The sequence below is a fragment of the Rhizobium sp. ZPR4 genome, from assembly GCF_040215725.1.
GTDB classification, from domain to species: domain Bacteria; phylum Pseudomonadota; class Alphaproteobacteria; order Rhizobiales; family Rhizobiaceae; genus Rhizobium; species Rhizobium rhizogenes_D.
The window spans coordinates 102,844-124,040 of record NZ_CP157972.1 but is presented as its reverse complement, the minus strand read 5'-3'; the positions used below and the strand labels follow the sequence as shown (position 1 = coordinate 124,040).

The window sequence follows — 21,197 nt, the reverse complement described above, 5'->3', positions numbered from 1 at the left end:
CTGACGTCACATTGCGTTAACTTGAATACCGCGATTTTGCGAAATCAAGGAACGTCAGGTGACAGCTATAGAAGCAACCTTATTGTCGGGCCAGAACGTCGATTTGCTTCCGCTAGCACATGAGCATCACGACCAACTTGTGGAAGCCGCAAGAGACGGCAATCTCTGGCAGTTGTGGTACACCGGCGTCCCCGCACCTGAGGACATGTCGGCGCATATAGATCGATGCCTCGCACTCCAAGCGTCTGGCGTCATGATACCCTTTTCGGTCTTCGATAAACGCACGCAGCGTCTGGCCGGAATGACAACGTATCTGAATATTGATCGCGCAGGTCCACGTCTGGAAATTGGCGGGACCTGGTACGCCACTCGCGTTCAGAGAACGCCGTTAAACACGGAAGCAAAACTGTTACTTCTATCGCATGCATTCGATAGCCTCGGCTGCCTGGCGGTCGAGTTCCGCACGCATTTTATGAATCATCAGAGCCGACGTGCCATCGAACGCCTGGGAGCAAAACTCGACGGCGTTCTGCGCCAGCACATGCGCATGCGTGATGGAAGCCTTCGCGACACATGCGTCTACAGCATTATCCCTTCAGAATGGCCAGCAGTGCGAAGCAATCTTAAATGGCAGCTCGAGAAGCTCCGCACGAGCACTGAAATATCGGCGTAGTTTGCTCTCGGAGCGACAAGGAATTCTGTCGAACTGCCGGTCCGAGCAAATGGACCTAAGAAGACGTCCGAGGGTCTGACGATTCTGCCACATCCGCCCGCTGCTCACCTGCCAAGTGGAAAGTGCACCAGCGTCAACGCCGCCTAGCAATTCGGCACTGCCACCCAATTTGCCCCCGTTACCCCGCAAATGCTCGCATCATTCAAGCGCTAGACCAATGTATTTATTACATATTTTTCTCATAATGAATTTAGCCTAATGGTCACTTCCGTCCGTCATGCAGCATTTTTCTGCGCCTCTCATCATCGACAAATATGGCATATCGAATTGAACAAGGTTCCGTACCGAACGGAGTTTTCTGTCGAAAATCCCTTATTTTCAGGCGCATCAGGCCGATTTATAGCCCGAAAAGCGCCTCCAGAGACGTTTACAAACGATCAGTTATCTTCGTCTTGTGCATTTGTACAGACCTCTTACCAGCTACTCAAATTCCGAATATCGATGGCTCTCGGAAGACGGTTTCCCCGAAAAATCACGCACATTCGCCTTTTCCTCCATAAAGGGCCATACGGGCGCATTAGCGCTCTGGCGACGCACAGGTCATCCGAGACCCGAAATCGCGTTCCACGGCCTTCTGCGTAAGTTAAAAATCAGCAAGTAAGCCGCTAAAAAAGCAGACCCTGGTTGTAACCAGCCTATTCACGCGCTTTGCAGCCCACAAATCTTCATGTTCTCATCTTGAAGCCAATGCAATGGCGCTGTATATACATTCATGTATATACTTGGAGGGAGCAGCTATGCCTCATCTGACCCGCGTTTTTCAGGCCGGCAATTCGCAGGCCGTTCGCCTGCCGAAAGAATTCCGCTTCAATGTCGAGCGCGTGGAAATCACGCAGGAAGGCGACGCCCTCATCCTCCGTCCGCATATCGAGACCAAAGAAGCGTGGACATCGCTGAAGGCGGCGCTGGTCCGTGGCTTAAGCGACGACTTCATGGCGGATGGCCGCCAACAGCCGGAGCAACAAGATCGGCCGGACCTTGACGCGGTGTTTTCGTGATTTCGCATGTACTCGATACAAATGCCGTGATCGCGTTAATTGGCCGCAGATCGGACCTGCTGATCGAACGCGTCCTCAATAGCAGGCAGGGCAGTATCGCCCTGTCCTCGATCGTCGTCCACGAGCTTTACTTCGGGGCTCACAAAAGCATGAAGGTGCAGCACAATCTCGAAACCCTGCGCCTGTTGCTCGCCGACTTTCCGATTCTTGAATTTGACCAGCGTGACGCATTCGTCGCTGGAGAGGTTCGGGCAACCCTCATCGCCAAAGGCACGCCTATCGGTCCTTACGACGTGCTGATCGCTGGGCAGGCCAAGGCGCGGGAACTCGCGATCGTTACCAACAATCTCAAGGAGTTTGAACGGATCGAGGGCCTGCGCGTAGAAGATTGGACACAGTGAGCGCACCCAAGTCCCCTCGCTTGTCTGCAAGTAGGCCCTAGCGCATTAGATCGGTGCGCATAACAGATAAATCTCTTTCGGTTGACGAATGTGTCGATATTTGACGATTTTATCGACATGTTTCTGCTTCATGTCGCCAGCATCGACATGTCATCTTGGCGAAAAATTGCAGGGCCGTTTGCATGAACAAATCAAAACAAGGCAGGTTGATCGGCTATGCGCGCGTCTCAACGGAGGAGCAGGCAACGGAAGCCCAGGAAATCGAGCTGCGCTCGGCCGGCTGCGACACAATCGTCCAGGAGCACGGTTCTGGTGCATCGCGTACCCGGCCGGCGCTGGCAAAGCTGATCCGTGAGATCAATGCAGGTGAGACGCTCGTCGTTGTCCGTCTCGACCGTCTGGCGCGCTCCGTTAGCCATCTCCTGTCCGTGATCGAGGACCTGACGGCAAAGGGGGCGCATTTCCGATCACTGCGGGATCCAATCGACACCACGACGCCGCAGGGAATGTTTTCGCTGCAAGTCCTCGGCGCGGTAGCCCAGCTCGAACGGGCCTTAATTTCCGAGCGAACGAAAGCTGGCATCAAGGCGGCTAAATCGAAGGGCCGGCTCCCCGGCAATCCTGGCATTCGTGAGCGCCGCCCGGAAATGCTCGCCAAGATCACCGCCGCACAGAAATCGGCATATGGGGAGCGCATCCAGCTCGACGCCCAAAAGTGGCTTCCGACAGTTCGCCGAATGCGTCCAGACCATACCTGGGACGAAATTGCCCGCGTCCTGAAGCAGCGCGGTGTCGACTGGACGCCTAAACGGCTCCAGCGGGCGGTGAAGTGGCTTGTCGCAGAGCACCTTGCTGATCCGGCGTTGCTCAAAAAGTCTCCCCCTCGCCCTCCCGAAGACCGGCTGATGACGCTTGTCGCGGGTATGTATTCGTCCAACACTGAAATAACCGTTCGCAAAATCGCCAATCAGCTCGAGCGCCTCCATGAACGCACGCCCCGCGGCGGCATAAAATGGTCCCCCTCCTCCGTCAAAAACCTGCTCGACCGAGCAAAGAAAATCGGGCTCATTGACGCTGACGGCGAATAGTCAAATCATCAGTTACGTGAACCTGCCGCTCCGACCTGGAACGAGGCAACAGGAAGGAAAAGACCATGGAAGCCCTTACGACCGAGCACCACACCCATTTCGCGTAACGGGCAATGCCCAGAGAAACCGAACGAACATTGAGGTTCCAGGTTTAGCTTCCGCACTCTACTAGGCAGATTTCCTGTCTCCACCAGCATTGGTTTTGAGCAGCGCCATTAGCATCGGCCCAAGCCCGAATTCGCCGCGCGCCGCTTTCCGAGTGAGGTCGCGCAGATATCCGCCGGCCGAGTTGATGTGCCCTGCCCTTTCCAGGATACAGGCGATCGCCGTCGCAGCGTTTTCCGGCCCCATCACATCGCAAGCATCCTGATAGGCCGAGGGACTGACCCCGAGGGTCGATCGGACCACCACCGCGGCACTCATCAGCTCCCGCCAATGGTTGATTGCTCCTCCCGGCCCATACATCGCGATTTCGGGGCAAGCCCGTAGCACCATGCTCAATGGGAACGGCTGTCTCGGCTCGACCATTCGTTTCGGTTGTTCCGCCGGCCTCTCGCCCTGCTCTTTTTCAGAGCTAGGTCCAAGTTCACAGATGGATTCGGATTTTGAATTCTGTATGTGACAACCATTTCGGATAGCATTGCTATCCATATTTTGGGAATTCTCCTGAATTTCCAGTCGGTTGACGATCTCTTCGCGCAACAATTCCATGTCTTCAAGGATAGAGGTGAGGTCCGAGATGAGCGGTGAACGCGGAATCCGAGCAATAAGGTCGATAAAAAGCGCCTCGATGTAACGCCAGTCGCCAGGAGCACCCTCTTCCACAGCAGCCGTGATCAGCTTGCGGACATCACGCCGGCAGATTGTCAGAGCTTCTTTTGCAATGCGAAAGCGCTTGCGTTCCGCAGCCACCTGCTGCGCGGCATGCGCCAGTTCTTCCGCACGCGCCAGCAATGGAGCCAGGCTAAAGCCAAAGGCATCCTCGATCGCGCCAGATCCGTCCTTGCGGGCATAGCGCTTACCATTGGCACTGTCCTTGCGCTGGATGAGGCCCGCTTCGACAAGCGCGGCAAGGTGGCGGCGCAAAGTCGTACCGGCGATCCCGTGCGCTCGCACGGAAAGCTGATCGTTCGACGGAAAGACCACGAGCCCACGATCTGCTGAAAGTTCGTTGTCTGGATAGAATGTCAGAAGCGCATCGAGAACTGCCAAAGCGCGATCCTGGATACCGAGGAGTTCCCTCGCCTCACAAGCATCGCGAAACACCTTCCACTTCTCGACCGTCTTGCCTGATTTGATTTCGGCCGTCTTCATTTGCCCTCTGATCTGGGCAAGAGAAATCGACCGCCGCCCGAAGGGCGTCGTCACATTTCCACTCTGCATTTTCTTCACCTTTCAAAAGGCAAAAGAAATCTGCTCACCAAAACGATGCCAAAGACTCTTGACTACGATTCGTGGAAATGCGATTCTTCGGTTGCTATGACGAAGAGAGGGGCTTCCACGACTTGGGTCGTTTGGGGGCCTTTTTCTTTTGCTATCCTATCTCCTTGGCTTTCACATACTCGTCGTAAAGCTCATCAAGTCGTTCGGACAGAAATCGGCCAAACGAAGCTGCATCCGCAGCCTTAAGCGTAATTGCAAATGACTTTTCCTTCGCCCTCATAGTGCCCACCAAATCACCACCGTGCTTTGGCTTCCATTCTTCTGGTACGACGGCACCGTCGCGTTTGGTCGTCAGGGATGCTAAAGCGGCCTCAAAACGCTCATTCGAAGAGAGCTCCTGAAAGTTCGCTGAACTTATAAGCTTTGCGAGACCCTTATGGTTTACCGGGCCGCAGGCAGCGGCAAAATCGAGCCAGCGGCGCCTACCAATGCCACGCGCACTTCCAATAGCCTGTATGATGTCAGCAGGCACCGCGGAAGCAACCGAGATAAGTTTCGACAGCTCAGTCTTGTCTGTCGAAAGGGCTTGCATAATGATAGAACGAGAGAAGCCGCGACCCTCAAGACTGGAGGCAAACACCGCTCGTTCGATGTAGGACAGGTTTTCGCGACCACTGTTTTCAACGCCCTGCGCAACAACCAAAGCCGAATCATCAATCTCGCGGACAATCGCGCGAACCTTGACGCCCAAAACGGACGCAGCCTTAACTCGCCGGTGCCCATAGGCGACCTGATAGCGACCATCCCTTTCTGGATGTGGACGCGCCAGGATTGGAACTTCCTGGCCATTCTCGGCGATGGATTGCAAAAATGGATCGTCCTTAGAGAAAACGATCTCATCGATACGATCACGCACGAAAGAGGGGTCAATCAACTCTGGATCTAATTCCTGAACATGTTGCCCAGACTGGAGCGCTTCCTGAAGTGCCTTCGCTTCTTCTTCCATCTTGCCAAGACTAAGAGCCATCGTGCGTACCGGTCCAGCCGGACCGCGATGATCGGGCTCCTTATCTAAGTTGGCCGCGGCCAACTCCTGAACGGATTGCTCAAAGATTCCGTTGAGTTTTGTTCGCCTGCTCATTTGCGCCCCCATACTTTTCGGACATTTGCCAGAACTTCGGAGTTTGCCGCATTCACCGATTCCAGCGCTCTGTCGTAGGTCGCCTTTCGGACTTGGCCACGCTCGATCTCATACAGTGTCTGCTTGGAAAGGCCCGCATCGGAGATAGCGGTCGACTTCAAGATCGTGGCGGTAAGAACATCATCAGAGAAGAGGTTTCTTAGGAGAGCAACAATCTGAGACTGGGGTCCATCAAAAGGCTCATGACGCGTTACGACGTACTTGATGAAGTCATGGGAAAGATCGCCGCCTGCCTTCCGCACCACAGCCAAAAGGTCCGAGGTCATTAGGAGGAACTGCGACATCGAAGCTACGTCGACCATCTGTGGATGAACGGTGATGAGCATTGCGGTTGAGGCGCAGACGGCGCCGAGTGTCAGATAGCCGAGTTGAGGTGGACAATCAATGACAGCGATATCGTAATCAGCTTCCACCTCGGCGATCGCGGTACCTACCCTTTGGAAAAACGGCTCGCCCTTCCCAACCCGCCTTTCAGCCAAGGCCCGAGGTGTTTCGTGCTCGAACTCCATCAGTTCGAGATTGCCAGGCACAAGATGCAGTCCATCAAAGTAAGTGGGCCGAATGATCTCACGTAGTGATTTCCGGTCATCATCATATCGGATGGCGCCGTACAAGGTATCCCCGTCGCCTAGATCGAATTCAGGCTGTACACCGAGCATCGCGGAAAGAGATGCTTGCGGATCAAGGTCAATTGCAAGAACGCGGTAGCCGCACAAAGCGAGATACTGCGCCAAATACAGTGACGTCGTTGTCTTCGCCGAGCCGCCTTTAAAGTTCGTGACTGCGATAGTCTGAAGCTTTTCTCCGCTTTGACGATGAGGGAGAAACGAAAGCGCGTCTTTGGGCTTTGACGTTGCTAAATGACGGCGAAGTTCATTAATTTGGCTGAGGGTATATGAGCGCCGCCCCGAGCTGTTTACGTCTGGAATTGGACCCTTTCCATCCAACGAAAGCTGCCGGAGATATCCGTCTGAAACGCCCACTAGTTGCGCGGCTTCGCCTGACGTAAACGTCCGCAGAGTCTTTTGGGAATGCGGCGGGAAAAGGTGTTCAGAGAGCACCTTGAGCTGCCGCGAGAGCTGCTTTGCATGCCGCTCGATACGAATATCGGTTGATGATACGCTCGCCGTGTTCAAAGTGGAAAATCCTCGCAAAACGAAATTAGTGCCGATACGGAAACTAATCGTTTCTTATTAAAAAAGCGTATCCGTTATGACACGATTCGTTTACCTTGCCAAACGAGGTGTCAAACAGTTGGCCGCGGCCAACTTTCGTCAATAGCTTAAAGAGCGAATCTCGGTGACAGATCAGCCAAGCCGTACTCGACTGTATCGCAACGATCATCAAAGCGTAGCCTCCAAGCACTCACCCGAGCGAAAAATACGATACACGGTTCCCTGAATGCACAGAATACTCCCTGAATAGGGCGCGCCACTCTCTCAAAGGCTACATGCGGTGGTTACACGTTGCACTACCGGATGGGCGCCATTACCAAGCGAAGCCCATCGTTGTTCCCCCAATCCCACTCCGCCTGTCTGAGCCAACCGAACATATCGCCGATCATAATTTCACTGCGGCTCAGGCGATCGATATATCAGGCAGAATAGCCCGCGCTATCGACAACACCGGAGAGTTCGCCGGAACCTTGCCAAAAGCCCCGTACCTTTGCACTCGGTTCTTCGAGAAGCAGGTGCGATGGTCTTCACGCTACGCGGTGGATGGATGCCAGACGCAAGCCAAGTCCGTCGTCGCGAGCTTTCGGTTACGTGAACGCCTATCTAAACTTGCCGACCTTATAGCAAATCGCCCCGTGGAACCTGGCGCCTCAAGCACCATTCTTTCGTGTATGGGAAGAGGGTGAGAAGGCTCAGGCTCGCGAGGTCCTCTCACCGCGGCTGCGGCGGGTCGATCCACCAAGGCTGCATCGAGGCTTTGGGTATAGCCAGATCCCGACGCCATCAGCAATCTGAGACAGGCTTTTGCTCTGCTGACCGCGCCTGTCTGTCGAGCAGGACGCGGGAGGCTGCCAAGACCGGTTTTGAGTTCTACTCAGCGGTCACGTGACAGAACGAGAGCATCCCCCAGGCTTTCCAAAAGCCAAAATCGGGCTATCCCCGCGAAAGAAAATTCGTTGTTTCAGCGTTCGGCCGTCAGCCGGAGGGAGGTTTGCATCCAGCCGACCGCCGAAGGCCGCCTCTAGGGCCTGCATCTGGCTGTTTATCAGGGCGTCCGTTCTGGTTCTTACCTCTAGAAGGTAAAATAGGAGAGGTTTCAGCTTGCTCAACAGACTCACGTTGATCTGATTGATATACCGTACCGCTCAGGGCTGAAACTTGGGCTTTACGCCCATCTCTCTCCTGCGCGAAGTCGTCAGGCAAGGGTGGTGATTGTTCGATGCCAGAAACAACACGCTTTGCGGTCTCGAGGATGATGCGATAGGCGTTGCTGGTTTGCTTCACCTGAGGCCCGGGGCCTTCGCTCCCGGTCAGTTTGTACCGCCGGCGCCAATCAATAAACCCGTGATCGCGTAAACGAGCAAGCGCCGCTACAACAGCGCATTTGGAGCGCCGAATCTTCGACATGATCCATGTGAGTTGTGGTTCGACCCGACCGCCTCCTGCGATCGCCAAATTGACGAACAGCTTCAGTATTTCCAGCCCTATCGGTCCTAGTGGACCGATACGCTCTCCAGTATTTCGAGCGTGCTCTTCGTATCGCTGAGCTGCCCTAATGATGAGCCGGCCATCATCTTTTGAAATGCTTCGCCAGAACCAAAGCTCGCATCTTCCTTTTCGCCAGCTTCCGCGGTGGACGGGCACCCTAGCCGGTCGCTTCTGCGGAGCAAGGAAGTCGGGAAGTAAGCGCTCCCCAAACTGTTGCGATGGAAAATGCTTGTAGCGCTCCCCTGTGAGGTGAGCCGATCGTTGCTCCGCAGCAGCCCGCAGCTCTTCGATCTGCTCCGTGTCGAGCGGTCCACCAGACTCCCGCCATAGTCGTGCATAGAGCGTTTTGGACTTAAACTCCTCAATCTGTGAATGGCTTGTAAACCCTGCGAGATTGGCCCGCCATAGTTCGACGATCGAGTTGGCAAGATCCGCGAAAATATTCTGCCGTTGCACAGGGGAGGGGACTTTGCCTGATGCGCATAGATCGACCATAGGGGCCGTCCGGCGCCCATTTGAAAACACTTCTGATGCCACGTGAGTCTCCGGAATGAGGGGCGCGAAAATCCGTGGCGCGAAAGCGCAAAAGTCTTGCAATAGCGAGAGAGTTAGCTATAGTCCGAGTAAGCGTTTCGGATTAAAGGAATTGGCGTTCCTTGGTCACTTAAAGCAACCTCACTTAAGCCAACTAGCCCATTTGAAGACCGGCATCCGCGCCGGTTTTTTATTTGTGCGTAATGAGAACCTCCGACGAATCGTATGATCGAACAAATAACTTAACTCATTGAGTGGAGCTTCGCTAGTTTAGCTTATATAGTTGAATCAGGAAGAGAGTGGTTGAGCTGTGCTATTTCCACCAGTCGGGGATAGTCCTCGTATGGATCGATCTGTGCTCGATCGAGTGCGAACTATTGCTGTGATAGGGAATGGGGCCGTCGATCGTCGCTACGCCGCGACGATCGAATCGCATGACCTGATCATCCGCTTTAACGACTGCAGGAATTTTGAAGAATGTGCCACGCGCACAGATGTAGTCGCCGTTTGCAACATCGGCCGCGCTGCGAAAAAACTGCTGTCCTCTCCGGATTGGCGTAACCGCCCATGCGTTTTGGAGGCCTCACAAATTTGGAGCACGCGAGATCCTCTAATTCTTCCAGCCATGAAGCGTAGGCTCGCGGAGTCGCATCCCGATCTGTACGATCTATGTGACGATCACACCAATGACTTCGGACTGTTTTGTGCTCAAACAAAAAAGCAGCACGTCGTCATTCCTCAATCTTCCTACGAAGCGGTATTCGAGGAATTGACTGCCTATTGGAGCGGGTCATACGTGACGCCAAGTAGCGGGGTCATCGCTATAAGTGGCGCGCTCGCGCGGTTTCCCAACGCCACAATTACATTAGCTGGTTTTGGGCACGAAGGATGGGAAGGGCATCCGTTTTCGGCCGAAAAATTGCTTGTCGATATCTGGTGCCAGACAACGCGTGTAAGGAGGCTGGAAAACCCTTGAACAATGGTGGAAGCCCAAAAGGAAATACCGATAAGCTGCTGAAGTCCCATTCCGATCGACACCAAAGCCTTCGTCGGGGAGCGCCCACCCTATAAACACTCTGGGAGAGCTTCCGGGGTATCCACCATGTCGGATTAACTTCAACCGCAATGCTTGTGCCACCGTCTCAGTTGGGGATTGGTGGCTGCGTCAATCTGCAACGTTGGAAACTCCCCATCTCTTGACACTATTGGGAGGTATCAGCGCGTAGACGTTTAATATGAGTCATGGGTTCGATCTAAGTCAGAAATAGTGCCGGCGGCCACAAAAACCACAACACGCAATAGTAAAAATTCGTCGCCACACCTATTCAGTGGACATTCATAAACGACGCGTTACGCTCATCTCTGCTTAGGAACACCCTCAAGGAGATCTCATGAGAAACCATGTCCTGTTGGCCACGACCTTCGCGGCCTCACTAGCTTTTGTCGCCCCAGCGCAAGCGGACTTCACCATCGGCATCATCGCGCCCCTGACTGGTCCGGGCGCTGGAGTCGGCAATAAGGTTAAGGGCGCCATGCAAGCGGCTGCGGATGAAATCAACAAGAACGGTGGCATCCTTAGCGACAAGCTTGTCTTGAAATTTGGTGACGATGCCAGCGACCCTCTGAAGAGTTCAGCCGTTGCCAAAGACTTTCTCGACGAGAAGATCAACTTCGTCATCGAGGCTGCGGTTTTCGATCCTCCGTCCCCTATTCAGATACGATCTGAATCACCGTCGGATATTCTCGCTCTCGCAGGGACCTACGTTGCCCGACTGGCGAAGACTTCTCCGCCGCCCGAACTCATCGACGGTGGCCGGACCAGCAATCTCTCCACCGCGTGCTACCGCGCAGATCCCCGACAAGGTGTGATAGCCGCGAATTACGTACTGAAAAACTACAAGGACAAAAAAATCGCCATTGTTGATGAAAGAACGAGTTACAGCACCCCCTTGGCTGATGCCTTCAAGACGACCCTCAACCAAGGCGGCGTGACCGAGGGACTTAAGTTCGCCGTCGACCCTGGCGCCTATGACCATACGCAGGAGGCGGAAAAGCTGAAACAGGCGCGGGTGGAAGTCATTTATTACGCAGGAAGTTATGAAGGCATTGGCAAGCTTGCGCGCGAGCTCGGGAAAAGCTCAATCAAGCCGCAGATCATCGGCAGCGATGCCTTATCCAACGTCAATTACCGGGCCCTTTATAAAACCGAAGCGGATGGTACCATCTTCACCGACGCGCCCCGCGAGACGGTGGCCACCGATCTACAGAGCGCCCGCGCAGCACTCAAGGAGCATGAGATTCCAGCCGAAGATTTGACGCTGGAATCCTACGCCGCCGTCCAACAGCTGGCTGCCGCCATTAAAGACGAATCGTGCTACGGCCATTACCAATTCAGCCTTATCACCGACATCAAGGATGGCAAACCGACGGTCTATCTCGATCCCAGGGCCGTTGCAGTCAGAATAAGCGCAGATGAGATTGTTCCAGCAGAGACTGACAAAGCGACGGGAAATCGAATACTGCCCGCCTATTCATTATACGTCTGGAAGGCCGGCAAGATTGTTCCGGTCAGTGAGACTCGCCAGGGAAACTAAAGTCGAGGTAAAGCTTCAACAGCTGCAGACAACGGTAGTTAATCTCAATAATCCATCGAATTTCGTTGGGCCAGGTATCTCGGCCCGACGGCCTTACTATGTTGTGGCTATCACCCTTACAATGCTAGGGTTTCTACCAAGGCTTTCCGTTGTGAAAATATGAAAGCATATATTTACCTAGAACGTCGGCGCTGCGAGACTCCATCGGAGTGAAGGTCGGACATTGACGCACAAGCATGCACAGCGCTTATCGCCAACCTCGATGTGCATGCAACCGTCGACACCATTTTGCAGGTAGCCCAACAAGTTGCCCACTCAGACATCTAACGCAATAGAACCACGAAGGTCGCCATGTTTAGACTCAAGAATGTATTAAGCGCCGATGAATTGGTCAGTATAGGAAACTTGCTCGATGGCGCAAGTTGGTCCGATGGGCGTCTCACTGCTGGCTGGCAAGCCAAGGATGTCAAAAACAACCTGCAGATTTCTGCGGAGGATGCGAAACTCTCGTCACTGACGGAAATAGTGTCCGCCGCTCTCAACCGCCACACCGTGTTTCAATTTGCGGCTCGCCCCAAGCTGTTCGTTCCGCCGCTCTTCAGCCGGTATGTCCCTGGGATGGCATATGGCGATCACGTCGACGACCCGATCATCAGGGGCATGAGGACGGACCTATCATTGACACTTTTCCTGTCCGAGCCCGAAAGCTACGATGGCGGTGAGTTGGTCATTGAAACACCAAGTGGTTCGGAAGCAATCAAACTACCGCCAGGCGAAGCCATTTTGTATCCATCGACAATGATCCATCGCGTGGAGGCCGTCACGAACGGTGAGCGGCTTGTGGCTGTGACATGGGTCCGAAGTCTGGTCAGGGATTGGCATAAGCGCGAAATTTTGCTTGATCTGGACATGGCTAGGCAAGAAATCATGCATCGGCACGGGAAAAGCCACGAACTGGATCTCATCGCCAAAGCGGCTGCGAACCTTATGCGGGAATGGGCAGACGACTAACGCGGAACAAAGAGAATGAGGCGATGCGCCGGTGCGTTCACCGCCTCAGCTTTCTTGAATATGGCTACCTTCTAGGAGTCGGAACAAGGATGACATTCGCCTTCGATTGACAACAAGTTGCCTAGCAAAACCTACGCAGAACGTAACGATGTGCGGGTCTTCGTTCGGTCATCGATGGACTCTTGAACAAGAGGGTATCGCTGGAGGTGGGAGGAGCCAAGATCGTCGAACTTGCTCACCTCCTTCAATAGAAAGAAGCGCTCACTGGTTGCTATTCTTGGGATACCGAACCGCAAATTCCAGAAAGCTTCAAGTCACTGCGGGTTCCCGGGAAAATCCCCGAGTTGCAAGACGTTCGGTCTTAGCCTTTCTGCGAGAGCCGTTCTTGCCCTGAGCCCTTCTACGAGTTTCCGCTACGAGGCTTTAAAGCTGCCTATCTCAATGCGGCGTCCGGCCATCGCAATCGTAGAAGGACGGTGTGCAACCATAACCCGGGTAATCTTAAGAGCTGAAACGGCCGCGTTGATCTTAGCTTCGTTGTTCTCATCCAAATCGCTGGTCGCTTCGTCTAGGAACAATATTTTCGGTCGTCTGTAAAGTGCTCGGGCAAGGAACAGCCGCTGGACCTGTCCGCTTGATAGCGCGCTGCCCATATCGCCGACCATCGACTCGTAGGCCATCGGCATTGCCTCAATCTCGTCGCCGATTGCGGCCAGTCGTGCACATTCACGTACCCACGAGACATCAGCTCCCGGATCGAAAGCTGCAATATTTTCGGCAATCGAGCCTGCGAACAGGCGGTCCTCCTGTAGCACAGTTCCCGTCAGGCTCCTGTAGTTGCCATAGCCTAGACGCCGGATCTCCATGTCACCGAAGACTACCGCTCCCTCACGCGGCTGGATGAGCCCCGACATGACTTTTAGAAGTGTCGTCTTACCGCTTCCAGAAGGACCAACGATTGCGACACTTTCACCTTCTCCAATTTCAAGGCTCACCGAGCGAAGAACCTCCGGCAAGCCTTCTCCATAGCTAAACGCAATGTTGCGCAACGTGAGACTACTGTCTCGAGAAAGCACCGCCGGATGGGTAAGCTGGGATAGATCCTCTTCAGGTTCAGTCAACGCAATATCTCCGATGCGTTCGGCGTGCAGACTAAGCATACGGAACCGGATGCCAGTGTCGATCAGAGCCCCAACCCGGCCAATGAATTGATCCTTATAGGCGAGGAAGGCCATAAGCATCCCAATTGTCATGTCGCCACGCATCACGGCTTGGGACCCGAGAACCAACATGATGATACCGTCTATTCCCGATAGCACCGCATTGCTGGTTCCAAACAGAAAATCGAGTTTTTGGATGTGAAGGCGGGCATTGACGGAATCAATCAGCAGATTAAGCCAAATACCTCGTCGACGCTGATGGATATCCAGAGACTTAACACTAGCAATCCCACGGATCGTTTCCATGAAGTGCGAATTTTCCTTCGCCCCATGAACAATCGACGCTTCATTGGCTCTGCGGTAGGGCAAGTAAGCAGCGATTCGTATAACAAGATGAAGGACCATGGTGACAAGCACGACAATCGCCAGCCACCCACCATACAGGATCAACATCGACAATGCTCCGATGGCCATGATGCCATCAAGGACAACGCCGACAAGATCACTCGTCAAAGCCTGCTGTACAGCTCCCAGAGACCCGAAACGTGATACAACGTCACCCATATGCCGCATCTCGAAGTAGGAGAGAGGCAGGCGTAAAAGGTGATCATACAGGGCCGTTGTCCACTGGACGCTGAGTCTTGTGCTCAAGATCAGTGACGCCCACGAGCGAGCAAGAGTAATGCTCGTCTGAAGAACAAGCAGGACAGCCAAACAGATAGCTACCAGTTTTAACAAATCGTAATCGGTCGAGACGAGGACTTGGTCCAGAATGACCTGCGTTCCGATCGGGAATAAAATCGCAAAGACCTCCAGACAGGCCGACATTGCGAATATTTGCAGCAGCGCCGGCTTGAGTCCGGTGATATTGTGAAAAAGATCCGCCATGCGGATCTTTTGAGTCTCAGCCTTCTGCGAAAAGCCATTGGTGGGCCAGAGCTCGAGCACTACTCCCGAGAAGGAGTCTGACAATTCCTTTTGGGAAACATGAACCGATCCCCGCGCGGGATCATGAATAATCGCTCCACTCTTCGTGACACGCTTCAGGACCACATAATGCTGCATTTTCCAATGCAAGATCGTGGGGAGCTTCAATAATGACAATTCGTCCAGTTCGACCCGAAGAGCCCGGCTTGCCATCGCGACTGTCGAGGCGATACGTGAAAGATCGATTAGGGAAGTACCGGCGAGCGAAACTGAAAACCGCCGCCGCAAGGTTCCGAGATCAATCAGGTGGCCGTGATAACTAGCAACCATCGCTAAACAAGCCAGGCCGCACTCGGTCACCTGACTCTGCAGGATAACGGGAAGGCGGGGATTGAATCCGAAATGAAGCTTTTTGGTTGTACTCACTGAAAATTACCGCCCTTATGTGTGTCAGGGAACCCGCGAAGACTATAGAGGGGTTCCAGAATCCATTGGTAAAGCGGGCGGGTGTCCAGCATCAATTCGGCTTCCACCGCCATACCTGCGCGCAGCGGCTCCCGCTTGCCGTATGCGATAACATTCTGGCTGTCAGGACGAACGGAAATTCGATAAGATGCTGTTCTCTGAGCCTGCGCGGCAGCATCGCCTTGTTCCGTTCCGTCTTGGGACTTTATCGTCACACGCGAAATTTTAGTAACGACACCAGTGTATTGGCCAAATTTCTGATAAGGGAACGCGGCATATCGCATTAGGACCTTGTTGCCTTCTTTAACAAAGCCGACGGCGCTGCTAGGCGCCCAGAGTTGTACTTCAAGTGTGCTGTCGGCCGGCAGAATGGAAACAAGAGGCGCCCCGGCTATGATCATCTGGCCCGGTTTGGCAATAACCGCCGTCAAAGTGCCGTCACGCGGTGCAACAATGTCTATGGAGTGGCGGGCCGCACCTTCAGCAAGTTGCTGTTCTATAACCGCAATCCTCTGCCGAAGCTCGCCTATTGCCAAGGCAGCGTTGGTATCGAAGCCCAATAGCTTTGTTTGAACTTCCGAGCGTTGTGCGAGCAGTTGCACTTCCTGGCGCCTCAGGCTCTGCAATTGTCGTTGGTTATCTTTGTACGTTTCCTCACGCGCTTCGAACTCACGTTCTGCCGTTACGCCTCGATCAGTAAGAGAGCGGTATTTTGAAGCGAGCCCTTTCAGTAGTTCAACATACTCGGAAGTTGTCGCTATCTGCTCGTGCAGTCTGTCAAGCTCCTGTCCAAGCTGGCTTTCCTGAGTACCCAATCCATCCTTGTCAATTGCGTCCAGTCGCGCGCGCTCGGTCAAAGCGGTGATGAGCGTCTCTCTTTGGATTCGGAGTTGCTTCTCCACCAACGATGCTGTTTCGCCCATCGAGCTAACGTCGTCCAGACTGACGGTGTAGAGAACGTCGCCCTGCTTTACGGTGGTCCCTTCTTCACCGATGCCGCTAATGATGTGACCTGGCTGGCGAGAAAAAACCTCTGTCACTCCCGCGCCCGGCACGATTGTGCCGCTGACCCTGACCCGGTTGGTGTATCGGCCGAATACAATCACGCCGACTACGAGAGCGACGATAATGATGCTGATAACGGCCACTACTGTTACGGATACCGGCTGCACCAATAGTGGCCGGCCCATCCATTGGTGGCGTCGCGCATCAATGGCTTCACGGCGGAAAAGCAAAAGTGAATCCATGCCGTTCTATCCGAATACGCGAACTTGTCGCATTTTCCGCTCAGCACCGCCGGATCGTGAACGAAAAGCGCTATGGAATTGAACCGACATTAAGAAAACTCAGCATTTTCCAGGGAAAACGAAACGGATACTTTTCATCGCTCAGCGCGCCAACAATGCATGTGGTTGATTTCCGACGCGCCAGCGGGCTTTCTTTGCACAAATCGCCTACGACAATCCCCCAGATGCTGCATTCTCAGGAAAGAGCATCTGAGGGACCAGTTCAACAATAGAGGTGGTTGTCGCCGCCGTTATCGGCCGCCGCTCGTTCCCCGGCCGCTGCCATTGCTCGAGGGCTGACCATCATGGTTCCATTCCGTGCTGAACACCGGATCTTTTGCAGCGATTGCTTGGGCTTGGGCATAGGTCAATCCCTTAAACACAGTCGACCAGGTGCTTTGCTGTATCTGGCCTGTTTGTGGATTGACAACGAGCGGTACACCGAGCGGAGTTGTGCCTGCATATTGCGTACCCCCGCTACCATTCCCGCCGCCGCTGCTACCATTGTTGCTGCCGCCGCCGCGATCGCTACCGCTTGAGCTGCCACCCCCACTACCACTCGCGGCGCCGCCACCTCCCATTTCGCCGCCAAAGATTGAACCCATTTCGCGCATTGAAAGCTCACGCATTGATATCTCCACATATTATCAAGCAACTAGGAAAATCTAACGTTGTAGGTTGAGGCGCCTACCAACCCACAACCAGCGCATTGGTACAAGCATTGCGTTCAAAGTCAACCCTTGACTTGACTACACTTTAGCGCATTTAGCTTATTAGAGCGGATATAGCGTGGATTGATTGCGGCCTTGCAGCCAAAACGATCGCTTAGTGCGAGAATAGAAGCGTTGTCATAAGAGGTGGAAATTGTCCGAAATTCGGGAACTGCTTAGCGCCAAACGGTCTCAAATCGTGGCAGATATCGGCTGCTTTGGCTGGAATCTCGCTAAACTTTGCCACGAGCATCAGCATAGCTATATCGGCATAGACCGAGTCGAGCCGCCAGGGCGTCCGACTGGGGCATCTTTTCACACAATGGACGGCCATAAAATTCATCTCGAAGACGATAGTGCTGACCTAACCATCGCCTCTCACGTGATCGAACATCTCCTCGACCCAGTGGGCTTCGCTGTCGAGCTCGCGCGCATTACTCGTCCAGGAGGCCGCATTTACATCGAGGCACCGAGTGAGCTTTCGGCTTTTAAGAAGTCTGATGACGATGTCGAAGCACATGGCTTCGACTCATTCTGGGACGATCCCACGCACATCCGTCCATTTCCGCCAGGGGCCTTGTACCGCCTCGCTATCTCCATTGGGGCTGTGCCTGAGATCCTTCGGCGCGATATCGCCGGGACCATTCCTGTCGTTTGTCTTCTAGCTCGAGTTCCATTCTCCGGAAGCATCGGTAGCCGATATGTCAGCTTCAAGGATGTCGCTCCAGGACTTGTAAATGCCTATAAGGCGATTTGGCCAGAACGGCCCCTATCGAAGGACGACACAGGGTATTTGCAAATCCAGCCAAGCTTGTCATAGTTTTTCGCACAGGAACAGGGGAGCTGAATGCTGAGCCGGCCGGTAATTCTCTTAGCAGCGATAATAGGCATACTCAGCGCCTCGAATGCGACAGCATCGTCTATCACCGGCGATGCTCAATGCAAGAAAGGCGGGTTTTTGACAATTGCTGGAAACATCAGCGTAACAAACACCTCGGATCATACATACGAAATGTCCGAGCAAGAGTTTCGGACATTGCCGGCTACGAGCATATTGACGAGAACACCTTGGACTATGAGTGCGCAGTTCGCAGGACCAACTTTGAAGAGTGTGCTGGAGAGGGTCGGAGCGCAGGGGGCGAGTTTGGAATTAAGCGCCCTAGACGAATTTACGATTGCAGTCGACCGCGGCTTTGCCGAAAAATACGGCATGATCTTAGCAACTAGCCGAAACGGACAAGATTTAACGCGACGAGACTTCGGACCGATCTTCTCTGTCTATCCAGTCGACTCGCACCCGGAAGTGCTCAGTGTGTCAACACCGGTGTCGCAGATGGTCTGGCAACTATGCAGGATCACCGTCGAGTGAAACTCTCGTACTTGGCCTGGGTCGGCATACCCGTGAGCATCATCGTTGTTGCGTGGGCAATGATAATGGCGTGGAGCGCCTTCGAACTTCGCTATCTGCCCGCGACGGGCATGGGCAACAACGACCCATTTTATTCATATTGGCCGCTGTCTCAAGCCCAACGCGGTGCACTTATTCTCGAAACCGATATGAGGTTAATCGCCGCGGGTGCGCAGGTCGATCGCGAGACGGTGTCCTTGGATATTGATGTTCTCATCTCGAGCTTGAATATTGTTGTGCAGCCTTCGGAACTGAACGGATTGTATATGCGCATTCCTGAGATCGCAGGTGTAATGCCGTCCTTGCGAGACCTTGCAAACGAGGTGCTGCCGCCACTAAACGGGAATCTGTCGCGCGAGACCGCTCAAAATTTGTCGGCAAGGTTGGCGGAAGCAAACGACACGCTGCTGAGACTGTCAAACATGATCCGAAGTCGGGATGGTTTACAGAAAGAGAAAGCAGCGAGAGAGATTGCAGGCGCAGCCAAGATCATCACTGTCGTCGTCGCACTGTTGGTTTGCGCGTTGGTTTCGCTGATCGTACTCGCACTGCGGTATCGCGCGCGTGCGTTAAGGGAAGCCCAGGCGGTCGCCGCCGAGGAAGCTGCGGTAAAGGAAAAAATCGAATTCCTGGCCATGATCAGCCACGAGCTTAGGACTCCGCTCCAATCGATTGTTTCGGCCCTGGAACTCTTGGAACACCCACAAGAGGTCGCAAGTAGAGGTCAACTGACTAACCGCATTCGGAGGGCAGCAAACAGCCTGACCGTACAATTGCGCGATATTCTCACGCTGGCCCGCAGTAAGAACGGCTATATCGAGACCCAACCGAAAATTTTTGACGCCGTTGAGCTCGTGAAAGAAGTCGTAACGGATTATCGGATGATGGGGGAATCAAAGGGGCTCACCCTCGATTTGATCGTCCAGGATGAAGCTATTTTCGTCTCGGCGGACGGTGAACGGCTCGCGCAAATCTTGCATAATCTAATTTCTAACGCGGTAAAATATACACAAGACGGAATGGTGTTGGTTGAACTCGGCCGGTACCGGCCGGAGAGTAAGCAAATCACTATCTTGATATCCGATACGGGACCGGGTTTGCCGCAGAGGACCCTCGAAGGCGACGGTCAGGTAAGAGGGCTTTATAGTCTCGGGAACGGACGTGGGATTGGCCTGTCAGTGGTTCAGACGTTGTTGGTGCAACTGGGCGCTCGGATGACGATCAGCCCGAACCAACCGAAGGGTAGCCTTTTCGAGCTGACGGTTCCGGTAGTTTCCGTTGACGATCTGCAGAGACAGAATCCCCGTATGACATCACGCCGCGTACTGCTAGTTGGTGGCCAATTGGGATCGCTTGAGACTTTTGCATCCGTCTTCAGGAGCGACGGATATTTACCGGATATAGCAGAATCCGGGATAATGGCGCTCAACTTTGCCGCAGCACATTCCTACGCGGCAATATTCATTGATCTCGACATACCCATAATAACTGCTTCCGGGCTCGCTGCACAGATCAGGAAATTGTATCCCGACAGAAGAATGAAAGTGATCGGCTTGTCGATGACAAGCGATCGAGGCGAAAACGGCGACGCAAACTTTGATAAGATACTGGCGAAGCCAACCAATCATCAACTTATGGCCGTCATGCGGCCTTGAAGCTGGAATTGAGTGCTGAAATCAAAATGGGTATGCTCAGAGGCTTCTGAAAGTATTTGAGATTATAGGTCGTCATCGCCGAGGCGATATGCTGTTCGTCGGCGCCTCCATTAGCGATCTGTCCGGTTAACACAAAGATCGGGCAGAACGCGTTTCTCGCCCTGATATTCTGGATGAGTTCAAACGCCGTTTGACGCCGGGAATCAGCTTCAATGATCCAATCGAGCACGTAGGCGTCATAGTCCGTATCCTCCAGGTTTTTTAGCCGGGAGAAGGTAACGGCCTCAAAGCCTGCGATCTGAATATGACGTGCAATAGATTGGGCAGTGTCGTCATGATCGTCCAGAACAGCAACCCGGCGGGAAGGCGTCACCGGCTCAGCCACCATTCGAGTGACCGCGAGAGCGTGGCTCACTGACTTTCCGTCTGCTGGAATCACTCGCCAAGCACCCTCGACTTCGATCGCTATAAGTGTGCCAACGGCAGCTTGAGCGACAGGGCCACCAAGTCGAATCTTGCAGGCAATGATATGATTGTTCATCACGGCGGTCGCATCCACCATCGAATCTGCTTTTGCAAGCGATACCAATTCGGGCAGGGTTTCGTTGAAGTGCTCGGCGACGCGCTTGAGCTCCTCTAAAGACCAGGAGGCGTTCATCGTGAGACGCCGATTACCGGCAGAGTAAGAGAGACCCAACACCTCCGATACAGTGACCGCGTGGCGATATTTGGGAATGCCGTGTCGCAAGAGAAGTGCCGCGATACATTGGGCTGCCAAAGTGCCTTCATCATCTGCTGGCTGATTGCGCGCCTCATGAGTGTTTGCCTGTTGATCAATGGTTTCCCGTGTAACCACGTTTAAGTTCCCTCGGCTGGACAAGTTCAGACATATGAGTTAAACCTTATCGCGCATCCCGAACATATTCGCGTGATATGCAATTTTCAGGACTAGGCGATAAGTCTTTATAAGCGTCGAACGA

The 21,197-nt window shown here is 53.7% G+C and carries 18 protein-coding genes; 10 read left to right on the top strand and 8 right to left on the bottom strand.

All coding sequences use genetic code 11. The features are described from left to right. Positions 1 to 58: 58 nt before the first annotated feature. The 4 genes from ABOK31_RS35825 to ABOK31_RS35810 all read left to right on the top strand — a co-directional run bounded on the left by ABOK31_RS35825 (position 59) and on the right by ABOK31_RS35810 (position 3,220). Complete coding sequence (locus tag ABOK31_RS35825) at positions 59 to 673, top strand: GNAT family protein (RefSeq protein ID WP_349963453.1); 615 nt, start codon at positions 59 to 61, stop codon at positions 671 to 673. Between the two features lie 797 nt (positions 674 to 1,470). Next, a complete protein-coding gene (gene vapB, locus ABOK31_RS35820; protein ID WP_349963451.1) occupies positions 1,471 to 1,731 on the top strand; it encodes a type II toxin-antitoxin system VapB family antitoxin in 261 nt (86 codons plus the stop codon). Further along, positions 1,728 to 2,132 (top strand): type II toxin-antitoxin system VapC family toxin, encoded by a 405-nt coding sequence (locus ABOK31_RS35815; RefSeq protein ID WP_349963449.1) that lies wholly within the window; start codon positions 1,728 to 1,730, stop codon positions 2,130 to 2,132. The genes vapB and ABOK31_RS35815 overlap by 4 nt, the downstream gene beginning before the upstream one ends. A gap of 182 nt (positions 2,133 to 2,314) precedes the next feature. Beyond that, entirely contained in the window at positions 2,315 to 3,220 is a 906-nt protein-coding gene (locus ABOK31_RS35810; RefSeq protein ID WP_349963447.1) for a recombinase family protein, read from the top strand. Positions 3,221 to 3,388: 168 nt separating this feature from the next. Here the strand turns inward: ABOK31_RS35810 and repC are convergent, their stop codons facing one another. The 4 genes from repC to ABOK31_RS35790 all read right to left on the bottom strand — a co-directional run bounded on the left by repC (position 3,389) and on the right by ABOK31_RS35790 (position 9,004). Then, positions 3,389 to 4,603: a plasmid replication protein RepC gene (repC, locus tag ABOK31_RS35805; RefSeq protein ID WP_349963486.1), complete on the bottom strand. Its 1,215-nt coding sequence runs from the start codon at positions 4,601 to 4,603 to the stop codon at positions 3,389 to 3,391. A gap of 151 nt (positions 4,604 to 4,754) precedes the next feature. Continuing rightward, positions 4,755 to 5,744, bottom strand: coding sequence for a plasmid partitioning protein RepB (repB, locus tag ABOK31_RS35800; protein ID WP_349963445.1), 990 nt, complete (start codon positions 5,742 to 5,744; stop codon positions 4,755 to 4,757). Next, on the bottom strand, positions 5,741 to 6,940 hold the full coding sequence (repA, locus tag ABOK31_RS35795) for a plasmid partitioning protein RepA (protein ID WP_349963443.1): 1,200 nt from the start codon (positions 6,938 to 6,940) through the stop codon (positions 5,741 to 5,743). The genes repB and repA overlap by 4 nt, the downstream gene beginning before the upstream one ends. Positions 6,941 to 7,954: 1,014 nt before the next feature. Next, entirely contained in the window at positions 7,955 to 9,004 is a 1,050-nt protein-coding gene (locus ABOK31_RS35790; RefSeq protein WP_349963442.1) for a hypothetical protein, read from the bottom strand. 340 nt (positions 9,005 to 9,344) lie between these two features. On the opposite strand from ABOK31_RS35790, the gene ABOK31_RS35785 reads away from it, so the two are divergent. The 3 genes from ABOK31_RS35785 (at position 9,345) to ABOK31_RS35775 (ending at position 12,606) form a co-directional block, all read left to right on the top strand. Next, complete coding sequence (locus ABOK31_RS35785; protein WP_349963440.1) at positions 9,345 to 9,977, top strand: glycosyltransferase family 29 protein; 633 nt, start codon at positions 9,345 to 9,347, stop codon at positions 9,975 to 9,977. 415 nt (positions 9,978 to 10,392) lie between these two features. Further along, on the top strand, positions 10,393 to 11,595 hold the full coding sequence (locus ABOK31_RS35780; RefSeq protein ID WP_349963438.1) for a branched-chain amino acid ABC transporter substrate-binding protein: 1,203 nt from the start codon (positions 10,393 to 10,395) through the stop codon (positions 11,593 to 11,595). 351 nt (positions 11,596 to 11,946) lie between these two features. Then, positions 11,947 to 12,606 carry a Fe2+-dependent dioxygenase gene (locus ABOK31_RS35775; RefSeq protein ID WP_349963437.1) on the top strand — a complete coding sequence of 220 codons (660 nt, stop codon included), beginning with the start codon at positions 11,947 to 11,949 and terminating at the stop codon, positions 12,604 to 12,606. A 413-nt stretch (positions 12,607 to 13,019) separates the two neighbouring features. On the opposite strand, the gene ABOK31_RS35770 is transcribed toward ABOK31_RS35775, so the two are convergent. The 3 genes from ABOK31_RS35770 to ABOK31_RS35760 all read right to left on the bottom strand — a co-directional run bounded on the left by ABOK31_RS35770 (position 13,020) and on the right by ABOK31_RS35760 (position 17,073). Next, positions 13,020 to 15,119 (bottom strand): peptidase domain-containing ABC transporter, encoded by a 2,100-nt coding sequence (locus ABOK31_RS35770; protein ID WP_349963436.1) that lies wholly within the window; start codon positions 15,117 to 15,119, stop codon positions 13,020 to 13,022. After that, complete coding sequence (locus ABOK31_RS35765; protein ID WP_349963434.1) at positions 15,116 to 16,405, bottom strand: HlyD family efflux transporter periplasmic adaptor subunit; 1,290 nt, start codon at positions 16,403 to 16,405, stop codon at positions 15,116 to 15,118. Before ABOK31_RS35765 ends, ABOK31_RS35770 begins: the two co-directional genes overlap by 4 nt. A 290-nt stretch (positions 16,406 to 16,695) precedes the next feature. Beyond that, entirely contained in the window at positions 16,696 to 17,073 is a 378-nt protein-coding gene (locus ABOK31_RS35760) for a hypothetical protein (RefSeq protein ID WP_349963433.1), read from the bottom strand. 235 nt (positions 17,074 to 17,308) lie between these two features. On the opposite strand from ABOK31_RS35760, the gene ABOK31_RS35755 reads away from it, so the two are divergent. The 3 genes from ABOK31_RS35755 to ABOK31_RS35745 are packed head-to-tail and all read left to right on the top strand — an operon-like array spanning position 17,309 to position 20,217. Further along, positions 17,309 to 17,974, top strand: coding sequence for a class I SAM-dependent methyltransferase (locus ABOK31_RS35755; RefSeq protein ID WP_349963431.1), 666 nt, complete (start codon positions 17,309 to 17,311; stop codon positions 17,972 to 17,974). A 27-nt stretch (positions 17,975 to 18,001) separates the two neighbouring features. After that, a complete protein-coding gene (locus ABOK31_RS35750) occupies positions 18,002 to 18,523 on the top strand; it encodes a hypothetical protein (RefSeq protein WP_349963430.1) in 522 nt (173 codons plus the stop codon). A gap of 32 nt (positions 18,524 to 18,555) precedes the next feature. Next, positions 18,556 to 20,217 carry a hybrid sensor histidine kinase/response regulator gene (locus tag ABOK31_RS35745; protein ID WP_349963428.1) on the top strand — a complete coding sequence of 554 codons (1,662 nt, stop codon included), beginning with the start codon at positions 18,556 to 18,558 and terminating at the stop codon, positions 20,215 to 20,217. On the opposite strand, the gene ABOK31_RS35740 is transcribed toward ABOK31_RS35745, so the two are convergent. After that, the gene (locus ABOK31_RS35740; protein ID WP_349963426.1) at positions 20,204 to 21,073 is read right to left on the bottom strand and encodes a helix-turn-helix domain-containing protein; all 870 of its coding nucleotides are present in this window, start codon (positions 21,071 to 21,073) and stop codon (positions 20,204 to 20,206) included. The two genes, ABOK31_RS35745 and ABOK31_RS35740, sit on opposite strands and share 14 nt — an antisense overlap. Between the last annotated feature and the right edge of the window lie 124 nt (positions 21,074 to 21,197).